Source organism: Methylovorus sp. MP688, from assembly GCF_000183115.1.
Classification (GTDB): Bacteria; Pseudomonadota; Gammaproteobacteria; order Burkholderiales; family Methylophilaceae; genus Methylovorus; species Methylovorus glucosotrophus.
On sequence record NC_014733.1, the window covers coordinates 1,890,763 to 1,912,583 of the forward strand.

Genomic DNA, 21,821 nt, shown 5'->3' on the forward strand with positions numbered 1-21,821 from the left:
TGAAATGAATAAAATGCGACGTTTTGGCGCTAGTTTTTATTCAAAAATTGTGACCCATCAAAAAGCAAGAATGGATGCATTGGTCTTGGGCGTGGCTTCAAGCAATTCTTGCAAAAAATCCTCCTGCTTTTTATAGGAAGCCTCAACATTCGATGGATCCTCCACAATAGTGGAAACGCGAACCAGAATGCCATCATCTACTTGACCACTCAGGCCATCCATAAATATTTTTTTTCGCATCTCTAGCGGAGATGTCGGATATGCATTGCCTATTCTTATCCAGTAACTGATAGCTTCCGTACGATCATCCGATGCGACCAACAACCTGACCATGTTGATGGGACTCTGGATATCCTCTGCCTTGAAGATGGAGTTGCTCTTGTTAAGAATGTGAAATCCTTGTGCCTCATAACAAACTTCAGGGCGATGAATCTTCACATCTTGCGTTTGTTGTTTGGCATAGGCGAGAGCCAGCATGACGATAGTGCCATCTTCATGACGGTAGCTACGCATCAATACTTGATCATATGGTTGCTCAAGCGACTTCTCATCCTCATATTGGCCTTTTGCAACTAGTCCCACTTGCAAATAGGGACTGGACTCCTCGGTCCATTTTCCTATTTTCTTTGGAAATACCTCATCAAAATTGACAACCGCCTGGGATGATGGAATGACCGGTTTCAGGACAATGGAAAGCAGAAAACTGATCACCAGCAAACTGGCAATAGCGATGGTAGCCTTCATGAATTTGGGCTTTTGAGTTGTCATTTTTTCAACTGCCTGGCATTCCACTTGGTAGCAATGAGTCTCAACAAACTGTCTGTCAGAATCACCAATATTAGTGCGGTAAGGAACAAGACCAAGCCTGAAAACTCATGCAAAAACCCCTGTCCCGCTTCATCGCCCCAATAAAACGTAATCAATGCCAATACCAGCACCCGAGTAACATTCGCAGCGAATGAAATAGGGATGATCATGACCGCCAACAGGAAATTGCGTAGGGGAGATTCGTGATGTGTGACGTTCATGTAAAGGAGTCCGAGCACTTCAAGCGTAAACAGCGAATTCAAGCCCGCACAGGCATCTGCCACCAACAGCTGATACTGGCCTATGGTTAACATGACTCCCGTTCTCGCAATCGGATAATCCAATGCGAAAAGTATATGTTCAGCCGCATACGAAACAGCCATTTTCATTGGCAACGTCGCGGCATCCACCATGAACGCAGGCAGCGGAATAACGAACAAAAGAAAGAAGAATGCAAACCATAAATACTTTGCAGTCTGCTTTCCCAGGTAGATCAGGGTTAGGCCAAGCAGCACGGGTAACAGTGAGCCTACCTCGAAAAGCAAGAGCGATTGCGATCGGCCTAGAACAAACATGAGCAGGCCGATGCCAAATAGACTACCGCCTAAGATTGGGTGGCTACTGTAAACAACTCCAGACTTGATTAGCTGATTGAATTTGAAGTAGAAAAACCAAATGGCAACCGCAAAAACAATCGGTCCATGGGCATGGCGTTCCGTACCCCAAATTCCATGAAACAAATCCCAGAATGTTGCAAAATAAGTAAAAATCAAGGCGGCGGCAATGATGTAAATCCTGGCATCCATTGCCTTCGCAATATTCCACTTATTTTGAATCCAATTGGCGCTCGATGTCATATTGCCTCTAGATTTGAGCGTTTCGCTCAACCTGCCTGGATAAGATTAGAATTGATTGGCAACAGCACCGACAATACGAACACCGACACCGCTCAGCATTTCTTTTAACACCTCAAGATCATGCGACTTGGTTTCATTGACGCGAGTGACTACCAGCGAACCCCTGCATCTTCCTGCCACGGCCTGAGCGTCAGACGATTCAGCTGTACATGGTGTATCAACAATGATCACATCATATTCATTCATTAGTTGATTCAACAAATCAGAAAAAGTAGCCCTACCCAATAACTCTTGCGGATTGGGCGGAATAGTGCCCGATCCTAGTATTGACAGGTTTTCGAACGCACTGAGGAAAGTAATGACTTCAAGCCCGGCTCTTCCGACCAAAATATCCGAAAGGCCTTTGGGCTCAGATAAGTTGAAGTTGCGGCTTTGAGATGGATTGCGCAAGTCTGCATCAATCAACAGGGTTTTTTCTCCTAGTTGAGAAAAAACAATCGCGAGATTTGCAGCTATATAACTTGCCCCATCGCCACGCTGCGAAGCCAGCACTGAAATAGCTTTGTTACCTTCGCTAAACCACCGCAGAATAAGTTGTGTTCTAAGTGCCCTTAATGATTCCACCTGTTTGGAGAAAGGCTGATATGCGGCGACCAAGTCATTTGAGAATCCCCCTTCATTCGGCTGTAAATAAGGGTAGTCAAACTGAATTGAAAGCGCTTGCCGGATATCATTCTCATCGACAAATCCAAGTCTTAAGGCAGCATCGCCAAATCGGATATTTTCCTGCTTTTGCAAGCGGATGACTCGCTCTGCCTCATCTGCAGTTAATTTACCCGAATCAAGAAGCAGCTTGCCAATGTTGGCCTCCTTCTTGTTCGGCTTGGCATTTTGGACAATCGGTGATACTTCGTTAGTTAAATCCATGCTTAACAAATCCTTTAGGCGCTTGGCAGATATCGAATCATATTAGCGGGCAGTGACTTCAGGCCTTTGGCAGGGGGCAAACCATCCACCAAAGCGAACACAGGGGCCCCTAGCAGTGCAGAAACATCCGCACGGCTTCTGATGCGTCGATCCATCATTTCAGAAATGAATGCCAGAGCAAGTCCGAGCAAGAGTCCTATCACAGCGCCGAATGCCAGCTTCAACAACAACCGTATGCCAGATGCATGAAGTGGAACAGTGGCAGTATTCAGAATGGAGATATCGCTTTGGTTTGAACCTGCCTCAATGGTGGTTTGACCGTAACGTTGCATCGCGCCATTAATTGCCTGCTGAGCCATTTCGACATCTTTCTGCAGCACGAGCATTTCATCCCGCGAGCGGTTCATCTCGATCAAGAGATTCTTTTGCTTGTCTACCTGCTGCTGCAGTTCTGCAACGCGCGACTTTTGCATACGAGCACCACCACCAATACTGTCAGTAGTCGCCTTTGTCTCAGCCGCAAGTTGGGCCCTGAGGTTTTGCACCTCAGCCAATGCTGCTTGGTACTGAGGATGATTTTTATCAAGGCGTCCTGAAATTTCAGTCAGCTTGGATTCCGCATTAAGCAGATTAATTTTGATGTTCTGAACGATCGGGCTTGCCATCACATCCGGTGATTCTGAGCTATTTTTATTACTGATGCCTGAACGTGATGATGCCTCGATAGATTGCCCCTGCGCTGAAACAAGTTGCTCTGACAACCAATTCAAGCGGGAAACCTCAACATCCATCCGCTCATCGGCATTCGTATACCCTTTTTCGCGTTGAAACTCGGAAAGCTTAGCTTGAGCCTGTGAAAGGTTATCCCGCATCTTTTGAATTTGGGTAGCAAAAAATTCCGTTGCTTTTTTGGCAGGTTCAACTTTCATTTCAACATTCGTTTCCTGATAGGCGTTTGCAAAAGCATTCGCTACCAAAGCCACGAAGTCAGGATCCGATCCCTCAAAAGTAATCGCAAGAACACTGCTATCGCGGCCAGGAGTAACGGTGAGTTTGCGTAACAACAAGTCGGCCAGCCAATATCTCAAGTCGCCTTGACCTTTCGTTTCCTCTTCAAATTTAGCTTTCACATTTTCGTTTTCGGCCATGCGTAGCTCATCGACCACCTTCAGGGCAACATGCTGACTTTTGATAATATCAATCTGCGTCGGCACATAACCAGGCACCATTTGTCCAGGCACTACCAAGCCTGTTACCGGATCCACACCCTTGTAATTAAGCACAACAGAAGTAGTGGCGACATACACTTTGCTTTGAAGAAAACCAAGCACCAATACCGTCACCATGGTCAATACTAGCGTTACCGCAACAATGCGGTAACGCGCGAGCATGATAAGAAAAATTTGATTCAGATTCATCAACTTATCCTAGAAAAGGCTTTCTTTGACATAAAGTACATCACCAGGCTGAATCAGATCATCCAGCCCTGGGCAAGATTTTTCCACAACGCCTGAGGCTGCTCTTCTTTGTAATGTTATACCGCGCTGCGTACCACGTGCTGTAGGACCACCGCCCTGTGCGAGCGCCTGTCTTACCGTCATGTTGCGTTCAACACGATAAGAACCCGGGCGCTGTGTTTCACCATAAATGTAGAAGGTGCCGGCGCGGTGAACATAGACAGAATCACCCGCCATCAAATCCAGATTCACTGGAGCGTCTTCATCCAGATAAATGGAAGCCAGGTCAACCTTCTTGGAGAATGGTTGCCCATCACGTGTGCCTTGAACAATCGCCACATCATCCCCAGAAGAACTGACGCCGCCTGCCATGGCAATCGCATCAGAAAACTTCATGGTGGCATTTTCCAATGGATAACGCCCCGGACGGTTCACTTGACCCAGAATAGAGATCTGGTTACCTGGGATAACATAAATCACATCACCGCGCATCAGCAGGATATCGGACTCTTTTTTGTCCTGCAGAAACACTTCTGCCAGATCGATTTCCTTGCGGAATGTATTGCCATCGCGAACCCCAGTCAGGATTGCCTTGCCACTGCCCGCGCCATTCAGCACCCCGCCAGCCGTCGCCAGCATTTCACTGAGGTGCGTATCAAAAGTCTCGATGACAAAACGTCCAGGCCGACCGACTGCCCCCAGCACAGCAACCTGATTACCTCTCACCTGAAGCAAGACAATATTGACTTGGGGCTTTTGCACAAAACCACCGCGTACAAGACCATCCGCAATCTTGCGTTCAGCCTGAGCAATCCCAGCTCCGCCTACATTGACAGAGCCAAGCAAAGGGAAACTAATGTCACCGGATTCAGACACCCGGGCTTCAGTCGTTAAGTCTGGATTCTGGAACACTTGAACACGTATAACATCCCCCGCGCCCAAGGCATACTCCTCTGCCGCAGCTGCGTTAAAAACGCTCAGCATCAAGAATGCGCCTATTAAACTCATGCACCATTTGATCATGATATTTCCCTGTTTGATTATGGTTTAGTTGATGTGAAGGCCGCGGGTCAATCCAACCCGACGACACCCTTCTCAATATGGCTATTATTTTTTTCGGCAGGTTTAGCCGGCACCTCTGCAGGTTTGGGTGCAGGGGTCTCGTTCTTGGAAAATGCCCCCACATACTCTACCTTTGCCTTTTCTTTCAGTCGGGTAATCTCAGATTTGATCAATTTCTGACCTTCAGAATTCACCAAATACATCTGAATCATCGGCTTTGCCTGCTCATAAGACATAGGCGCAGAAACGGCTGCAACCAATCGGACTATATGATGACTACCGTCCATCGTAAGCAAGGAAACACTGCCATCCCGCATGCTCTTAAGAGTTGATAGCGCATCCAGCGGCATCTGCTCCGCAGGCTTGCTATAGCTGGAAGCACCAAATTTCACATTCTGTGTTTTAAGCCACTCGGCAATATCCTGCAAACTTTTGCTGCTGTTTACTTTATCCGTGAGCGCCGGAGAAATTTCAGTCTCAGCCGGCAAAGAAATATCCTGTAAGTTATAGACCTTACGTTCTGAGAAAAGCTCTGGGTGAGTATCGAAATATTGTTTAACTTGTTGCGGTGTGGGCTTTATTCGCGAGGTAACCAAATTAGTGAGATACGCTCTGGCGATGATTTCTCTTTTAGCTGCTTCTATGGAAGCCACCACATCTGCTGAGCGATCAATTTTTTGCTCAAGGGCAACGTTAAGCACGATCTGCTGATCAATCAGCTTATCCAGCAATTGTTTGCGCACTTGATCTACGTTGCTGGAATTTACGTTGGGAACGTTTTTAATCGCCTGGTTAAGCTGTAGCAAAGAAATTTCCTTGCCATCCACTTTTGCAATCACCTGCCCCGACGCCTGCTTCTCATCGGACTTACCACATGCGGTGAGCCCAATGGCAAGAACTAAGAGCGCCGTAACCGATTTATTCATTTTTTTAAGCCTCAAAAAAGAAGTGACGCACTCAGCGTTGCACTATTGGTGGTGTAATCAAAATTGGCAAAGTTACTGTCTCGAAGCTCTCGCCTCAATGCCATTTGAAAAGTTACAAATCTTCTGGGCGCCCAAGAAAGGCTGATACTGCCAGACTGAATGGAGTCCTCACGTTGCTCAGCCGTGGGAAAGGGAGCAAATCCTCCGTACTTCCGGTCCTTGAATGCCAACTCACCACTTAATCTGGTTTTACTGGTGATGGACCATGACGGACGAATCGCAAACATGTTTTCACGTAAATAACTATTCCCTGTGGACTGCGTGGGATAAATAACAGACCCCAGATAGAAGGCCACCCCCGTTTTCCCCGTGATATCCCATTGGTAGTTTACATTACCCATCCAACCGTCCACATCACGCTGACTAAAAGTGTCATTCTTTCGAGATAGGTAGGTAGCCACAGCATCTACTCTGGATTTACCAGTAATAGACCAGCCCATTAAAAAGTCATCTCGGGTTTCTTCATATCCCCGATCAGTGACCAGAGTGGGATTGAAAAAACTGGCTTGATTTTCACCATTCGACTTTGTATGGGCATAATCAAAAATGGTGCCATTCGCGAAAATATAACGAACACCAGAGCGCAACGAGGTCTGATCAAAGGTGAAGTCAATCACATCTTGCCCTGGGGCGGAGTTGTCAGCGACCACGCTGAGTTCCCCGATAGAGGCATAGACATGCCAACTGTTGTAAGGGCTGAAATCGATCTCGGCTCGGTTGTTCTTGACCGTGGTCGTGTTAGTGGTAAGCGGGTTGATATTACGTATGTCAGAGAACGTATTTGGCCGTTGTTGACGATCAAAAATAAATGCCCCCGTCAAGAATGGCGTAACAGACCACCGCCACTGTAAATCGTAGTTAGTGCCTTCAAAATCCAGAAAGCCAAAGTTCTTGTAGTTATAATTTATCTGAGTGACATCTGCCTTGAACTGTTGCAATCCGTAATATTTGTTCAGACTGACACCATAGGTTGTGGATGTTATTAACTCACCGCGTTTTGAACTGCCATAGGTACTTGCCGATGGGCGCTGACCCGAGTCAAGCCTGAATAAATTGTCATCGTAAGTCGCTGAATAGCCGAAGTTGAAATTCAACACATCTTTCGCATCAGCCAGCACTGATGATGGATATATAAGCGCTAATATCAACCCGAGACCAAGGCTCGTGCTCTGTTTTTGTTTCAACATATCCCGCATCAGCTTTTAAACAAAACTGCTAAACATATCGTATGGCAGCTTATCCGAGGTATCACGGAGACGCTCGGTCATTAGCTGCAATAGCTTAATGAGAATCTTGTTGCCCAATTTGGGCATATTCACCAAGAGCTCTTGCATGCTGCTGCGCGAAAATACCGCGAAATCGGTGGGATGTGTGGTAATACAGGTGGCGGATCTGGGATAGCCGTCGATCAGGGACATTTCCCCGATGGTATCGCCAATGCCAAGTCGAGCCACCATATGGCGACCCTCTGCGGATGCATCATTTTTAAACACGTCTACCCCCCCACTTAATATCAATAGCAGGTAGTCGCCACCAGCACCCTCGACTAATAAAGGATAGTCTCTTGGCGCTGCATAGCACTGCATATAGGCACATAGATAGCGAACTTCATCTGCGCTGAAATCGTCAAGCAGCTTGATGCTGTTGATTATTTCCAGCACTTCATCTACGTACTTATCTGCCCCGCCTAAATTTATTAAATCAGAGTACATGGATAAACAAAAACTTTCAATGATTTGTGACGCTAACGTTAAGCAAGTTATGAACGTAGACAGCCTGTTGTTATGGTTGCTATCGGCACAGCCACCAAGGGATTCGCTGAGGTATCAGCGCATGACAATCCACAGTCACCATGGAAAGTGTGATCACGACCAGACATGAATGCCTTCCAGCCGGCGGAACTACGATCCAGCGCCATTATGTACCGCAGTGTATGGACTGTAGAGGGTGACAACAATAGTCCAAAAGAACTACCACTGATGTAGGCAAAAGTTTTATCATAGTGACAGCCGTCACACACAACAATACGCTAGGATTCCACGCTTGATCCAAATATAAAATGGCCACCTACAAACACATGAGCAAATATACTTTTCAGCATGTCCCACAATTTGAGTGGAGGATCTACTGCTGGACAGCACTGGCGCCCTTGCAGCTGGCCCAATAATTGCTCTCAAAGACAAGTGTTTGCAACGTAAATGAATTTTTATATTTGAACGGCTATGTTTATTACCAAAGAACTAACCGATATTGAGAAGGCACAGCTTATTGACTTGATGCACGAGTCTTTGCGAATCCGCTCGCACTTCGAGTTCTTCCTTTGGATGCAAGGCAAGCTTCAGCAGTTTTTACCGCATGAAATCATGATCACCGCCTGGGGCGATTTCTCCATGGGTGTCATCTATTTCAATATTGTGTCGCCGCTCCCCGGAGTACGTACCGAGAAGATATCAAGTGGCGATCTGAATCCATTGCTCAAACGGCTATTCAATTACTGGCTTAGTCATACCAAAGCGCCGTTTACCTTATCGGCGGAGAATGGCGTATTTCAGGACTGCGATGTACTGCCAGCGGAAGTGAACAGCCATCTGAAAAACATGAAGTCAGCGCTGGTGCACGGCATCAAGGATTTCCGTGGGCGCCATGACTGCCTTTACATATTGCTGAATTCAACCCCCACCATGCCGAATACCTCACGGTACATGCTGGAGTCATTGCTGCCTTATATTGATAGCGCGCTCAGGCAACTGGAGCATTTACCTGTGCAACACCCGGCAGATAAAGAAGCCAGTGAAGATCTGCACGAAGAAGAAAACGAAGCGCTGGAACAGCTCTCTTCCCGTGAGATCGAAATCATGGAATGGGTGCGCAACGGCAAAACCAATCAGGAAATCGGCATGATCCTGGACATTAGTTCATTTACCGTCAAAAACCATTTGCAACGCATATTTAAAAAGCTTGATGTTCTGAATAGAGCGCAAGCCGTTTCCAAATTCAAGCAGACTCCACGGGCCTCATGAAACCAATATTAGCCGCCACCAAGCCTACTTCACGCAAAACTTTCGCTGGCATTACCTTTGCACGTGACAATATTCTGCACGGTGTTGAAGCCCTGCTTGATCCGCTTGTCGTCGTCATCTCACTGTGGATCGTGGCGTTTGTTTATGAAAACGATCTGCCACCTCACTACCTGATCATGTCGCTGATTCTGTTTTCGCTGATGTTCCCCAGCACCACCAAAATCAGCCAGCCCATCAGTTCAGTTATTCAAAACACGTTGCTGGCATGGTTTGTTCTGGCCGGGCTATTGATGGCGTTTGGATATGCTTCTGAATACATCTATATCTTCCCCAAAGCCTCGATTACCTTATGGCTCTGGCTGACCCCTACCCTGCTTATCGCAGCAACCCTCGGTTTACGCATGGCGGCACCGCTGCTCATCAAGATGCAAGGGCCTATGCGACGGGCGGTGATTGCGGGCATGAACGAACAGGGCCTGGCCCTGGCGGAACGCTTGCAGCGTAGCCACTACCATCCAACAGAGTTGCAAGGCTTCTTCGAGGATCGCAGTGTAGACCGACTCAATTCAGAATTGCATTACCCCATTCTGGGCCGCATCGACAGCATGGCGGAGTATGTGAAAGAGCATCACATCAACACCATCTACCTTTCACTGCCCATGGCCAGCCAACCACGCATCATGAAGTTGCTGGATGATTTGAAAGACACCACGGCGTCCATTTACTTTGTCCCGGATATTTTCATGACAGACCTGATACAAGGGCGTGTCGATCAGGTAGAAAACATCCCGGTGGTCAGCGTATGTGAAACCCCATTTACCGGCTTTGACGGTCTGTTGAAACGCTCAGCTGATATCGCTTTCTCGGTACTGATCCTTATCCTTATCTCGCCCGTACTACTGGCGATCGCGATTGGCGTGAAGATGAGTTCGCCTGGCCCCGTCATTTTCAAACAGCGCCGTTATGGGCTTGATGGCGAAGAGATTCTTGTCTACAAATTCCGCTCCATGACGGTATGCGAAGATGGCGCAAAAGTGACGCAAGCGACGAAAAATGACCAGCGCACAACCAAGTTTGGCGCCTTCCTGCGCCGCAACTCGCTGGATGAACTGCCGCAATTCATCAATGTGCTGCAAGGGCGCATGAGTGTCGTGGGTCCTCGCCCTCACGCCGTCTCGCACAACGAGATGTATCGCAAGCTGATCAAAGGCTACATGATCCGGCATAAGGTAAAACCCGGCATTACAGGCTGGGCGCAAGTAAACGGCCTGCGCGGGGAAACTGAAACCCTGGACAAAATGAAGGCACGCATCGACTACGACATCGACTATTTGCGTAACTGGACGCCAAAGCTGGACATGTACATCATTTATAAAACAGTGAGCGTGGTGTTTACCGGTGAGAAAAACGCTTACTAGAGTAAAGGAGTCGTTCATCCTTGACGCATGCATGAATAGTCAATCCAAATAGATGGGAAGACCTGCGTAGTCATCCCATCATTATTCCAAACTCCCCTTCTTATCAACGTCTTCTCATGAGACGTAATATTTACAAAGCCCCATATAGCCCTCCAAGACCATGCCCCTTATGGACTTAGTGAGCTCAAGTCTCCTAGACCAACCACAGCAATACAACCTGCTAAGAAAGAAACTGCACTGAGACTCGCATGATGTTTGCCAGCACCAGAAAATGCAGGCCAAAAAAAACCCCGCATCTGCGGGGTTTTTTTACAACTTAAACAGCTAGCAATTATGCAGCTGAGTAAGCAGTCTTGCGACGACGAGCAACAAAGCCCATCAGGCCAACACCAGCCAGCATCATTACGTATGTTTCAGCTTCTGGAACAGCAGAGACGCTGATAGTGCCGCTGTAGCCGCCCTTGCCGGTACCAATAACTTCCAGGAAGTATTTGCCACCCAGATCATCCGCTTCAACACCACCAAAGCTGATCTTGGCAGTCAGATTGCCTACATTACCTGCGGCAACCAGAACGTACTTATCAACAACCCATTCTACCAAGTTGAATGAAGTGAAAGAAAAAGCAGATGAGGAAGTGCCGGAAACAGATGCCGAAATAGTCGTAGGAGCTACAACGTCAAAAGACCAGTAATCCTTAAAAGCACCAGTAGTGGCGGTGTAATCAATAGAGTAGCCTTCTGAAGTTGCAGTTGCTGCGAAAGTACCAGCACTTGCGCTCATTGAAGACAGACCAGCCACACCAGCCAGAACCAAAGAAGCAAACAGTTTTTTGTAACCTAAAGTCATGATATTCCCCCGAATTAAAAAGTTGACAATCAATAATGCCTTCTCACTGGTGCCCATTAAATGCTGAATGGATCAAGCACTCAATAGTCCGAAAGAACTAACACCATCTAATCCATTGATTTACATTGATTTATTAACTTTTTTCAGTGGGAATTTACATTTCTTGACTTAACTTTACCTGTTAAACCGGCTTGCTACGCAGACTATCGGTCAGATGCGGGGCAAGCGTTTGCAGCATTTGCGAAAACACTTTCGGGTTACCGGCGACAATATTGCCAGACTCAATCCAGCTCTCATTGCCTTCAAAGTCACCCACAATACCACCTGCCTCCTGAATCAGCAGCGCACCCGCGGCAATATCCCACTTGGAAAGGCCGATTTCCCAGAAACCATCAAAATATCCGGCAGCCACATAGGCGAGATCCAATGCGGCCGAACCCGGACGACGCAGGCCAGAGGTTTTGCGCACCATATCCTTGAACATGCCCATATAAGTATCCAGATGACTAAAGTCACGGAATGGGAAGCCAGTACCAATGATGGACTCCTGCAACTTGGCGCGGTTGCTGACGCGAATGCGCTTGTCGTTAAGGAAAGCACCGCGACCGCGCGTAGCGGTAAACAGATCATTGCGGTTGGGATCGTAGACCACAGCCTGGGTCAGCTGACCTTGCTGCATCAGCGCAATCGAAATGGAATACTGTGGAAAGCCATGTAAAAAGTTGGTGGTGCCATCCAGCGGATCAATGATCCAGACATTCTCGGCATCAATATTGTCATTGCCGGTTTCTTCCCCAATAAAGCCATGCGTAGGGTAAGCATCTTTCAGCACATCGAGAATGGCGGCCTCGGCAGCGTGGTCAACTTCGCTCACGAAGTCATTGTAGGTCTTGCTACGTACCTTGAGCGAGCCCACATCCTGAGATGCGCGGGTGATGATCCCGCCAGCGCGGCGAGCTGCTTTAACGGCATTGATAAGTATAGGATGCATAGTATTTAGATCGTTTCCAATGGGATGGCCTTGTGCAGAAACTACACAAATGCACTTTTTAAAGAACTGTTAAAATAGCATTTTAATGTGTAACTCCATGACTTCCAAACTTCATTTACTTTCCCGCTTTCGCGTCGTGCTTTGCCAACCCAGTCATCCGGGCAATATTGGCTCCACAGCACGCGCCATGAAAGTGATGGGCCTGCATGATCTGAAACTGGTCAATCCTGAAAAATTCCCCGACAACGAAGCCAATGCCCTGGCATGCGGTGCCGTCGATATCCTTGAAAACGCGCAGGTTTGCTCCACATTGGAAGAAGCACTGTCGGGATGCACCCTGGCGATTGGATTAAGCGCGCGCAAACGCCAGCTCTCCCACCGCTTGGTCAGCGTGCGGGAAGCCGCGACCGAAGCCCGTGAGTTATTGCTGCAGTCCGCACATGAGGATAGCAAGATCGCCCTGGTGTTTGGCACCGAAATGAGCGGACTTTCTAACGCAGAGCTGGATCGCTGCCAGTTGCTGGCGATGATACCGACAGATCCCGGCTACTGGTCGCTCAATCTGGCCGCTGCCGTGCAGGTGATGTGCTACGAAGTGCGCATGGCCTTGCTGGACGAGCAGCAACCGCTGCCGCATGCAGGCCTGAAAGCAACACCAGCCACCAATGACGAGGTGGAGATGTTTTATCGCCACCTGGAACAAACATTAACGGAGATTGGCTTTCTCAACCCGCACTCGCCCCGGCGCCTCATGCAGCGCCTGCGCCGGATGTATGCAAGAACAGCGCTGGAGAAAGAGGAAGTCAATATTTTGCGCGGCATACTGACCCTGACTCAGCACCCACGCCCCCCTGAGGAATAAAGCATCATGACGGACATACACCATGCTGGATAGATTTAAAGAAGACATCGCCGTTGTATTCGAGCGTGACCCGGCGGCACGTACGCGCTGGGAAATTCTCACCACCTACCCAGGCGTGCATGCGCTGATCATGCATCGCCTGTCGCACTGGATATGGAAACAGCGGTTTTACTGGCTGGCCCGTTTCAGCTCGCATCTTGCCCGCTGGTTTACCGGCATCGAAATCCACCCGGGCGCGCAAATTGGCCGCCGCGTGTTCATTGATCACGGCATGGGCGTCGTCATTGGCGAAACCGCGGTCATCGGCGATGACTGCACCCTGTATCACGGCGTGACCCTCGGCGGCACCTCATGGAATAAAGGCAAGCGTCACCCCACACTGGAACGTGGTGTCGTCATTGGCGCGGGCGCCAAAGTGCTGGGCCCCATCACCATAGGGGCAGAAGCCAAGATCGGCTCCAACGCCGTGGTAGTTAAAGATGTACCGCCGAACGCCACTGCCGTCGGCATTCCTGCCCGCATTCTGGATGACCAGGAAAAACATCGTCAGCGCGATGACATGGCCGCCAAAATCGGCTTCTCTGCCTATGCCGTCAGCGACAACATGAATGACCCCATGATCAAGGCCATCCACGCTTTGCTGGACCATGCCGCCAAGCAGGATCAGCAGCTGCAAGAGGTGATGCAACAGCTGGCAAAACTCGGCGCGGACGTAGAAACAGACGCCGAAGTGGGCAAGGCATTTGATGTGAACTATCTCAACAAAATAGTTGACTAAAGTGTTAGGGTATTATAAAGTTTAGGCCTGTTTAGAGAGTCCGCTCGCAGCCTCAGAAGGCACGCCACGACTGGCTTTCAGCGCCAATTACTCAACCAGAACACTCTAGGATTAATTCATGCGATTAACGACCAAAGGACGTTTTGCCGTCACCGCCATGCTCGACTTGGCGATGGCTGAAGAAAATCGCCCCGTCACCTTGGCGGGCATTAGTGAACGGCAAAATATTTCGCTCTCTTATCTCGAGCAACTTTTCAGCCGTCTACGTCGTAGCGGCTTGGTCACCAGCGTGCGTGGTCCAGGTGGTGGTTATCTGATTGCAAAAAAACCAGGTGAAATCTCCGTCGCCAACATCATTGCGGCAGCCGACGAGTTGATTGACGCTACCCAGTGCGGCGGCCATAAAAACTGCCGTGGCGAAAAGCCATGCATGACGCATGAACTGTGGTCGACCTTGAATGCCAAAATTCTGGATTACCTTTCTGCTGTGTCATTGGAAGACCTGGTGGCATCGCAATCGGATGAGCGCGCCATTACCATTTCGAGCCGAATTGATGCCAAGAAGAGCATCAAATCCTCGTCCGCAGTGGAAGTCATGACTGCCTGAGACGGATCGCAGCATGCAAACCGCGACTTACTTTGATCATAACGGGACTACCCGCCTCGACAGCCGGGTGCTGGAGCGCATGCTGCCCTTTATGACCGAGCAGTCCGGCAATGCCACCAGCCGCCACAGCGCAGGCCGTACCGCCCGTCAGGCGATTGAACAGGCAAGAGAACAAGTAGCCGCTGCTGTCGGGGCATATCCCTCGCAAGTAGTATTTACCGGCAGTGGGACTGAGGCGGACAATCTGGCGATGCATGGCATTGCCGCTGCCAATGGCGTGGAACAGGTGCTGATCAGCGCCATCGAGCATCCCGCCATCAGTCGGCCAGCCCATGCCTTGCAATGGCAAGGCATCAAAACAGGTTTGATCGCCGCTGATAACAATGGCTTGATCCAGCCCTCAGCGCTTGAGACTGCAATTGCCGAAGCTGGCAAGCCGGTGGGACTGGTCTCTGTGATGCTGGCCAATAACGAAACTGGCGTGATACAGCCGATTAGTGAGCTGGCAGAGATCGCGCGAAAGCATAAGGCCTGGATGCACACGGATGCCGTGCAGGCCCTGGGCAAAATCCCTGTCGACTTTGCCGAACTGAATGTACATGCCATGACGCTGTCATCGCACAAGATTCACGGCCCGCAAGGTGCAGGGGCGCTGATTCTGGACAAACGTGTGGATATACGCCCCCTGATTTATGGTGGCGGACAAGAAAAAGGGCTGCGCAGTGGTAGTGAAAACCTGGCTGCCCTCGTCGGATTTGGCATGGCGGCCGAGTTGAGCGCCAGCGGGCTGGCCCCGCGTCGCGAACATATGGAAAAACTGCGGGCACGGCTCGAACAAGGCTTGACCGAACTGGGTGCCGTTATTTTTGGAGCGCATGCACCGCGCTTGCCGAACACCAGTTTCTTTGCCTTTGCAGGCATTGAAGGCGAAACCCTGGTCATGGCACTGGACCGCCAGGGATTCGCCGTTGCCAGTGGCTCCGCCTGCTCGAGCGACAGTACCGAGCCCAGCCATGTATTACTGGCCATGGGTGTAAACCCGGATCTGGCGCGCGGCTCTGTGCGAGTGAGCCTGGGCTACACGAACACCATGCAGGAAGTAGACGCATTTTTGCTCACGCTCAAGGGTGAGCTACAACGTTTAAGAAAATTAACTGCGATTGCAGTGTGAGGAAGAAGATGACTGTACATACCCCGATTTACCTGGACTACTCGGCTACTACGCCGACTGACCCGCGCGTGGCGGAAAAGATGATTCCGTTCCTGACCGAGCATTTCGGCAATCCGGCATCGCGTAGCCATCCGTTTGGCTGGACCGCTGAAAAAGCCGTGGAAAATGCACGTGAAGAAGTCGCCAAGCTGGTGAATGCCGATCCACGCGAGATCGTCTGGACCTCTGGCGCTACCGAGTCCAACAACCTGGCGATCAAGGGTGCCGCCAACTTCTACAGCGGCAAGGGTAAGCACATTGTCACCATTCAGACCGAGCACAAAGCCGTGCTGGATGCCGTGCGCGAACTCGAACGTGTAGGCTTTGAAGCCACCTATCTGGCACCTGAGCCCAATGGCCTGGTGGATATTGAAAAATTCCGCGCAGCGCTGCGCCCGGATACCGTGCTGGCCTCCGTCATGCTGGTCAACAACGAAATCGGCGTGATTCAGGATATTGAAGCACTGGGCAATATCTGCCGCGAACAAGGCATTATTTTTCACGTGGATGCTGCACAAGCCACGGGCAAGGTACATATCGACCTTGAAAAGCTGCCGGTAGACCTGATGAGCTTCTCGGCCCACAAGACCTATGGCCCCAAAGGCATTGGTGCCCTGTATGTGCGCCGCAAACCCCGCGTACGCCTGGAAGCCCAGATGCACGGTGGTGGTCACGAACGCGGCCTGCGCTCCGGCACCTTGGCTACCCACCAGATTGTGGGCATGGGCGAAGCTTTCCGCATCGCACGCGAAGAAATGGACCTGGAAAACGCCCGCATTCGCCGTCTGCGCGATCGCCTGCTGACCGGTCTGCAAGAAATTGATGAAGTGTATGTCAATGGTGACATGAAGCAGCGCGTACCGCACAACCTCAACATCAGCTTCAATTTTGTTGAAGGCGAATCGCTGATCATGGCGGTCAAGGATATCGCGGTTTCCAGTGGTTCGGCTTGTACCTCTGCCAGTCTGGAGCCATCGTATGTACTGCGTGCCCTGGGCCGCTCGGATGAGCTGGCACATAGCTCGATTCGTTTCTCCATTGGCCGTTTTACGACCGAAGAAGAGGTCGACTACACGATCAACCTGATGAAAAGCAAGATTGGCAAGCTGCGCGAGCTTTCTCCATTATGGGAAATGCACCTTGAAGGCGTGGATTTAAGCAAGGTGGAATGGGCAGCCCATTAATACGTGAAGGATGAAGCCTGAACGCAGGCTGCATTTTTCGCTGTGTGACTAAAAGGAGCAACAAAATGGCATATTCAGACAAAGTATTGGATCACTACGAGAATCCACGTAACGTGGGTACCCTGGACAAGAACGACCCTAGCGTGGGCACTGGCATGGTGGGTGCCCCGGCCTGTGGCGACGTGATGAAGCTGCAGATCAAGGTCAATGAGGCAGGTGTTATTGAAGACGCCAAATTCAAGACCTATGGCTGCGGTTCTGCCATTGCTTCCAGCTCGCTGGTCACCGAATGGATCAAGGGCAAAACCCTGGATCAAGTCATGGAAATCAAGAACTCGGACATCGCCGAAGAACTGGCATTGCCCCCGGTCAAGATCCACTGCTCGGTACTGGCAGAAGACGCCATCCGTGCCGCAGTAGCCGACCTCAAGGCCAAGCAGGGCAATACCCAGGAAGCCGCATAAGGGACGTACCATGGCAATTACCCTGACTGAAACTGCGGCCAGCCGCGTACAGAAATTCTTGTCCAATCGCGGCAAGGGCATAGGCCTGCGCCTTGGTGTAAAGACCACCGGCTGTTCCGGCATGGCTTACACCCTGGAGTTCGTCGATGACCTCAACCCGGAAGACATGGCCTTTGAAAGCCACGGCGTGAAGGTGATTGTGGACCCGAAAAGCCTGGTCTACATCGACGGCACCGAGCTGGATTTCACCAAGGAAGGCCTGAACGAAGGCTTTAAATTCAACAACCCCAACGTCAAGGACGAATGTGGTTGCGGGGAGAGCTTTACCATTTGATGCCTAAGGCTCCCATCAGGGAGCCTTAGCATACATTATCGCCTGCTCCAGCCCTCTTTCCATCATGCAAGATTCCAGCACAAACCACTTTGCCCTGTTCGGCTTGCCTGCCGCCTTTGCCATTGATACCGCCCTGCTTGATCAGCGCTACCGCCAGCTGCAAAGCGAAGTGCATCCTGACAAGTTTGCCGCGGCGAGCAGCACCGAGAAGCTGCGCTCCATGCAATGGGCAACTTCGGCCAATGAAGCTTACCGCACGCTAAAAAATCCCACAGCGCGCGCCAGGTATTTGCTGGAATTGCAAGGTGTACACACCGATGAAGAGAACAATACCGCCATGCCGACTGATTTTCTGATGCAACAGATGGAGTGGCGCGAGGCAATTGAAGAAGCACGCGATGCAAAAGACCTGGATGCGCTGGATAACCTGTTAAAGGACATCCAGGCGGCCGCCAAATCATTACAGCAAGACCTAGAGCAGCAACTGGGCGCAGAATCGGCAGAATTAACGGCCGCCGCCGGCTCCGTTCGCAAGCTCAGCTTTGTCGATAAACTGCGTGAAGATATCCTGCAGAGCATGGAAAAACTGGAAGCGTAAAACACGCTACATACAAATCAGGAACTCATCACCTTATGGCCTTATTACAAATTGCAGAACCGGGCATGAGCGCGGCCCCTCACCAGCACCGGCTGGCAGTGGGCATAGACCTCGGCACCACCAACTCACTTGTCGCCACCGTACGCAGCGGCATGAGTACCGTCCTGCATGATGAAAAAGGCCATGCGCTGCTGCCATCCGTGGTGCGTTATCTGGCCGATGGCGCCATTGAAGTGGGCTATGCCGCCCAGGCACAGCAGAGCCGTGATCCGCAAAACACCATTGTTTCCGTCAAGCGCTTCATGGGGCGCGGCTTGAACGACCTCGCCGATCAGGCGCATATTCCTTACCGCTTTATTGACGCCCCCGGCATGGTGCAGATTGAAACCCGCGCTGGCATCAAAAGCCCGGTGGAAGTTTCCGCAGAAATCCTCAAAGCCTTGCGCTTGCGCGCGGAAAAAGCCCTGGGTGGCGAACTCACCGGCGCCGTCATTACCGTGCCAGCCTATTTTGATGATGCCCAACGCCAGGCCACCAAGGATGCCGCGCGACTCGCGGGCATCACTGTGTTGCGCCTGCTGAATGAACCCACCGCTGCCGCCGTCGCCTATGGGCTGGATAACGGCTCTGAAGGGGTTTACATCATTTATGACCTGGGCGGCGGCACGTTTGATGTCTCCATCCTGCGCCTGTCCAAAGGTGTATTTGAAGTACTTGCCACCAATGGCGATTCTGCACTGGGTGGTGATGATTTTGACCGCCGCATTTTCTGCTGGATACTCGAGCAGGCCAAGCTGCCACCGCTCAATGCCGAAGACACGCGCCTGCTGCTAACCAAGGCACGCGAAGTCAAAGAATGGCTGACTGAACATCATGAAGTGCAAATCACCAGTGTGCTGAGCAATGGCGATGTCATCAACCTGCATCTCACCGCCGAGGAATTTGTTGAGCTGACGTCCCACCTTGTCGCCAAAACACTGACCCCCACGCGCAAAGCCATGCGCGATGCTGGTTTGACGCTGGAAGACATCAAGGGTGTGGTCATGGTGGGCGGCGCCACGCGCATGCCGCACATACGCCAGGCTGTGGCCGAATATTTCGGTCAGGAGCCACTGACCAATCTGGACCCAGACAAGGTCGTCGCCCTTGGCGCCGCCATTCAGGCCAATGTGCTGGCAGGGAATCGCAGTGATGATGACCTCTTGCTGCTGGATGTGATTCCCCTGTCGCTAGGGCTCGAAACCATGGGCGGCCTGGTGGAAAAAGTCATTCCACGCAACTCCACTCTCCCCGTCGCCCGCGCACAGGATTTCACCACCTTCAAGGATGGTCAAACCGCGATGAGCATACACGTGGTACAAGGCGAGCGCGAGCTGGTGAGCGACTGTCGCTCGCTGGCTCGCTTTGAACTCCGAGGCATCCCGCCCATGGCGGCAGGTGCCGCCCGCATTCGCGTGACCTTTCAGGTGGATGCCGACGGCCTGCTCTCCGTCACTGCCCGCGAACAAACCAGCGGCGTTGAATCGCACATTGTGGTCAAACCTTCGTATGGTTTGAGCGAAGACACCATCACCGGCATGCTGCAGTCCTCGTTTGCCGCTGCCGAAAGCGATAAACAGGCCCGTGCCCTGCGCGAAGCCCAAGTGGATGCCCAACGCCTGCTCGAAGCCATTACCGCCGCACTGCAGCAGGATGGGGATACGCTATTGAGCCAGGAAGAGCGCGCTGCCATCGAGCAGGAAATGCAGGCCCTGCAAACATTGATTTCGCAAGACGACAGCCATGCCATCACCCGGGCCGTCGATGCCTTGAATCATGCCACCGAAACCTTTGCCGCCCGCCGCATGGATGCGTCGGTCAAACAGGCGTTTGCCGGTCAAAACCTTAACTCACTGGAAATCTGATATGCCGCAAATCATCGTATTACCCCATCAGGAGCTATGCCCGGATGGCGCCGCCTTTGACGCCAAGCCCGGCATGTCGGTATGCGATAACCTGCTGGAGCAGGACATTGATATTGATCACGCATGCGACAAGGTATGCGCCTGCACCACCTGCCACGTGATCGTGCGCGAGGGCTATAAATCGCTGAATGCCCCTGAAGAAAAAGAAGAAGACCTGCTGGATAAAGCCTGGGGCCTGGAACCCAATTCGCGTCTTTCCTGCCAGGCCATTGTCGGTAAAGAAGATCTGGTCGTCGAAATCCCCAAGTACTCCATTAATATGGCCAAAGAAGGCCACCGCTAGACGCAATACCGCCCCTGATGTGCTGGCACATCAGGGGACCCCCATTCGTGTTCTATCCTTAGCCTAAATAATCTGGCCCGGCGCTCCCATCACCGTCTTGTCATCGGCAAGCTAAGTTGCGTAATCGCCTACTCGTTGATCTGAATGATCGTTGGTTTGAGATACTGCTAGAAGGCATAGTACCCATCACAGACTGGCAAAAGTATTACAACGAGGTCAGGCCGCACAGCAGCCGCAAGCTTATGCCACCAACCAAGTTCGCCGCCCTACACCACCAGCAAAAAAACGTAGCAACCCAATAGCAACCAACTAACGAAATCAGGTAACCTTGCAATCGGACTTGCTTAAAACTAGTACGTCGGTTCCAGACAAAGTCAAGGCAACACGTCCATCAAGTTCGTTTGGCCTTACGGCCTACAAGCAGCACGCTAAAGCGCGCCCCTTGTATTAATCGTTAACAATATTTAACCAGAAAACATGAAAAAATATCTACTCACAGTCTCTTTCATATTATGTTCATGTGCAGGTTTAGGGCCAGCGCCCGAAGCCTCAATTGATAGCGTAAATAGTGACTTAAGTTATTCTAAAATATGTTGCAATAAAATTTCAGATATGACCTTTGAAACTTTTCAATTTAAAAAACCTGAGACTTTTAGAATAGATAAAACTAGTGGATCCTATAATTTCAGTACAGGAAAGAGTTTTTATAAAGCCATCAACTTAAAACAAATTGATGGAAATAAAACCTTAATACTCAGAAGCTACTTTATTCGAGGCGGCCAACATTATTTTAAAAATGGCTATGTGTTTAAACCAACAGTTCAAATTTTAGATAATAAAATGAATATTATAAGGACCATATCTCCTGATGTATTTACTTTTCATCATGCAGATTCATTTGGAGAAAATAATCGTTTGGAAGGCGAATTTAAAGTGAACTCTGATCTTGATAAGTTTTTGATAATTTCCACAACTGATGTCGAACTACTTTCCACGACTGAAGCTACTATAGCTCAAGGATCAGTGTACGGTGAGTTTCGAAATACCTATCAAATTTCTCACTCTCCCGTAGGTAGTTTCAAATTAGAGCTTAAATAACTTACTCCAACCCAGCAATCAATCGGGGCGCCTAACGACGCCCCTGATTTCAAACGTTATGCAATTC

24 protein-coding genes are annotated in these 21,821 nt (G+C 50.3%); 14 read left to right on the top strand and 10 right to left on the bottom strand.

The annotated features are described in order from the left end of the window. Positions 1 to 57: 57 nt before the first annotated feature. Genes MPQ_RS08985 through MPQ_RS09020 form a run of 8 tightly spaced genes read right to left on the bottom strand, consistent with a single transcriptional unit; the run spans position 58 to position 7,808 of the window. The gene (locus MPQ_RS08985) at positions 58 to 768 is read right to left on the bottom strand and encodes an exosortase C-terminal domain/associated protein EpsI (protein WP_013442610.1); all 711 of its coding nucleotides are present in this window, start codon (positions 766 to 768) and stop codon (positions 58 to 60) included. Next, the gene (xrtB, locus tag MPQ_RS08990; RefSeq protein WP_013442611.1) at positions 765 to 1,664 is read right to left on the bottom strand and encodes an exosortase B; all 900 of its coding nucleotides are present in this window, start codon (positions 1,662 to 1,664) and stop codon (positions 765 to 767) included. Before xrtB ends, MPQ_RS08985 begins: the two co-directional genes overlap by 4 nt. A 45-nt stretch (positions 1,665 to 1,709) precedes the next feature. Further along, positions 1,710 to 2,591, bottom strand: a complete 882-nt coding sequence (gene epsG, locus MPQ_RS08995) for a chain length determinant protein tyrosine kinase EpsG (protein WP_013442612.1) — start codon at positions 2,589 to 2,591, stop codon at positions 1,710 to 1,712. Positions 2,592 to 2,605: 14 nt separating this feature from the next. Continuing rightward, positions 2,606 to 4,009 carry a chain length determinant protein EpsF gene (gene epsF, locus MPQ_RS09000; protein ID WP_013442613.1) on the bottom strand — a complete coding sequence of 468 codons (1,404 nt, stop codon included), beginning with the start codon at positions 4,007 to 4,009 and terminating at the stop codon, positions 2,606 to 2,608. A 9-nt stretch (positions 4,010 to 4,018) separates the two neighbouring features. Beyond that, a complete protein-coding gene (locus MPQ_RS09005; RefSeq protein ID WP_013442614.1) occupies positions 4,019 to 5,071 on the bottom strand; it encodes an SLBB domain-containing protein in 1,053 nt (350 codons plus the stop codon). 47 nt (positions 5,072 to 5,118) lie between these two features. Continuing rightward, entirely contained in the window at positions 5,119 to 6,036 is a 918-nt protein-coding gene (locus tag MPQ_RS09010; RefSeq protein ID WP_083801062.1) for an EpsD family peptidyl-prolyl cis-trans isomerase, read from the bottom strand. An 11-nt stretch (positions 6,037 to 6,047) separates the two neighbouring features. Continuing rightward, on the bottom strand, positions 6,048 to 7,283 hold the full coding sequence (epsL, locus tag MPQ_RS09015; protein ID WP_168088812.1) for an XrtB/PEP-CTERM-associated polysaccharide biosynthesis outer membrane protein EpsL: 1,236 nt from the start codon (positions 7,281 to 7,283) through the stop codon (positions 6,048 to 6,050). 15 nt (positions 7,284 to 7,298) lie between these two features. Then, positions 7,299 to 7,808 carry a Crp/Fnr family transcriptional regulator gene (locus tag MPQ_RS09020; protein WP_013442617.1) on the bottom strand — a complete coding sequence of 170 codons (510 nt, stop codon included), beginning with the start codon at positions 7,806 to 7,808 and terminating at the stop codon, positions 7,299 to 7,301. A gap of 510 nt (positions 7,809 to 8,318) precedes the next feature. Here MPQ_RS09020 and epsA point away from each other — a divergent pair. Together epsA and MPQ_RS09030 are read left to right on the top strand one after the other, a co-directional pair. Continuing rightward, positions 8,319 to 9,116, top strand: a complete 798-nt coding sequence (gene epsA, locus MPQ_RS09025) for an XrtB/PEP-CTERM-associated transcriptional regulator EpsA (protein ID WP_013442618.1) — start codon at positions 8,319 to 8,321, stop codon at positions 9,114 to 9,116. Continuing rightward, positions 9,113 to 10,534 (top strand): undecaprenyl-phosphate glucose phosphotransferase, encoded by a 1,422-nt coding sequence (locus MPQ_RS09030; protein ID WP_013442619.1) that lies wholly within the window; start codon positions 9,113 to 9,115, stop codon positions 10,532 to 10,534. The genes epsA and MPQ_RS09030 overlap by 4 nt, the downstream gene beginning before the upstream one ends. Before the next feature lie 331 nt (positions 10,535 to 10,865). Here the strand turns inward: MPQ_RS09030 and MPQ_RS09035 are convergent, their stop codons facing one another. Together MPQ_RS09035 and MPQ_RS09040 are read right to left on the bottom strand one after the other, a co-directional pair. Continuing rightward, the gene (locus tag MPQ_RS09035) at positions 10,866 to 11,381 is read right to left on the bottom strand and encodes an FxDxF family PEP-CTERM protein (RefSeq protein ID WP_238525294.1); all 516 of its coding nucleotides are present in this window, start codon (positions 11,379 to 11,381) and stop codon (positions 10,866 to 10,868) included. 181 nt (positions 11,382 to 11,562) lie between these two features. Further along, positions 11,563 to 12,372: an inositol monophosphatase family protein gene (locus MPQ_RS09040; RefSeq protein ID WP_013442621.1), complete on the bottom strand. Its 810-nt coding sequence runs from the start codon at positions 12,370 to 12,372 to the stop codon at positions 11,563 to 11,565. A 97-nt stretch (positions 12,373 to 12,469) separates the two neighbouring features. Between MPQ_RS09040 and MPQ_RS09045 the strand changes: the two genes are divergently transcribed. The 12 genes from MPQ_RS09045 (at position 12,470) to MPQ_RS09095 (ending at position 21,754) form a co-directional block, all read left to right on the top strand. Continuing rightward, on the top strand, positions 12,470 to 13,234 hold the full coding sequence (locus MPQ_RS09045) for an RNA methyltransferase (RefSeq protein WP_013442622.1): 765 nt from the start codon (positions 12,470 to 12,472) through the stop codon (positions 13,232 to 13,234). A gap of 22 nt (positions 13,235 to 13,256) precedes the next feature. Next, on the top strand, positions 13,257 to 14,012 hold the full coding sequence (gene cysE / locus MPQ_RS09050) for a serine O-acetyltransferase (RefSeq protein ID WP_013442623.1): 756 nt from the start codon (positions 13,257 to 13,259) through the stop codon (positions 14,010 to 14,012). A 118-nt stretch (positions 14,013 to 14,130) separates the two neighbouring features. Further along, the gene (locus MPQ_RS09055) at positions 14,131 to 14,619 is read left to right on the top strand and encodes an Rrf2 family transcriptional regulator (RefSeq protein WP_013442624.1); all 489 of its coding nucleotides are present in this window, start codon (positions 14,131 to 14,133) and stop codon (positions 14,617 to 14,619) included. A 13-nt stretch (positions 14,620 to 14,632) separates the two neighbouring features. Then, a complete protein-coding gene (locus tag MPQ_RS09060) occupies positions 14,633 to 15,790 on the top strand; it encodes a cysteine desulfurase family protein (RefSeq protein ID WP_013442625.1) in 1,158 nt (385 codons plus the stop codon). An 8-nt stretch (positions 15,791 to 15,798) separates the two neighbouring features. After that, a complete protein-coding gene (locus tag MPQ_RS09065; protein ID WP_013442626.1) occupies positions 15,799 to 17,013 on the top strand; it encodes an IscS subfamily cysteine desulfurase in 1,215 nt (404 codons plus the stop codon). A 65-nt stretch (positions 17,014 to 17,078) separates the two neighbouring features. Continuing rightward, on the top strand, positions 17,079 to 17,477 hold the full coding sequence (iscU, locus tag MPQ_RS09070) for a Fe-S cluster assembly scaffold IscU (protein WP_013442627.1): 399 nt from the start codon (positions 17,079 to 17,081) through the stop codon (positions 17,475 to 17,477). A 10-nt stretch (positions 17,478 to 17,487) separates the two neighbouring features. Next, on the top strand, positions 17,488 to 17,811 hold the full coding sequence (gene iscA / locus MPQ_RS09075; RefSeq protein ID WP_013442628.1) for an iron-sulfur cluster assembly protein IscA: 324 nt from the start codon (positions 17,488 to 17,490) through the stop codon (positions 17,809 to 17,811). 64 nt (positions 17,812 to 17,875) lie between these two features. Then, complete coding sequence (hscB, locus tag MPQ_RS09080) at positions 17,876 to 18,409, top strand: Fe-S protein assembly co-chaperone HscB (protein ID WP_013442629.1); 534 nt, start codon at positions 17,876 to 17,878, stop codon at positions 18,407 to 18,409. A gap of 35 nt (positions 18,410 to 18,444) precedes the next feature. After that, positions 18,445 to 20,313, top strand: a complete 1,869-nt coding sequence (gene hscA, locus MPQ_RS09085; protein ID WP_013442630.1) for a Fe-S protein assembly chaperone HscA — start codon at positions 18,445 to 18,447, stop codon at positions 20,311 to 20,313. 1 nt (position 20,314) lies between these two features. After that, complete coding sequence (gene fdx / locus MPQ_RS09090; protein ID WP_013442631.1) at positions 20,315 to 20,656, top strand: ISC system 2Fe-2S type ferredoxin; 342 nt, start codon at positions 20,315 to 20,317, stop codon at positions 20,654 to 20,656. A gap of 116 nt (positions 20,657 to 20,772) precedes the next feature. After that, positions 20,773 to 20,958, top strand: coding sequence for an integrase core domain-containing protein (locus tag MPQ_RS14295; RefSeq protein WP_369750485.1), 186 nt, complete (start codon positions 20,773 to 20,775; stop codon positions 20,956 to 20,958). A gap of 175 nt (positions 20,959 to 21,133) precedes the next feature. Continuing rightward, positions 21,134 to 21,754 (top strand): MalM family protein, encoded by a 621-nt coding sequence (locus MPQ_RS09095; RefSeq protein WP_083801063.1) that lies wholly within the window; start codon positions 21,134 to 21,136, stop codon positions 21,752 to 21,754. Positions 21,755 to 21,821: the final 67 nt, after the last annotated feature.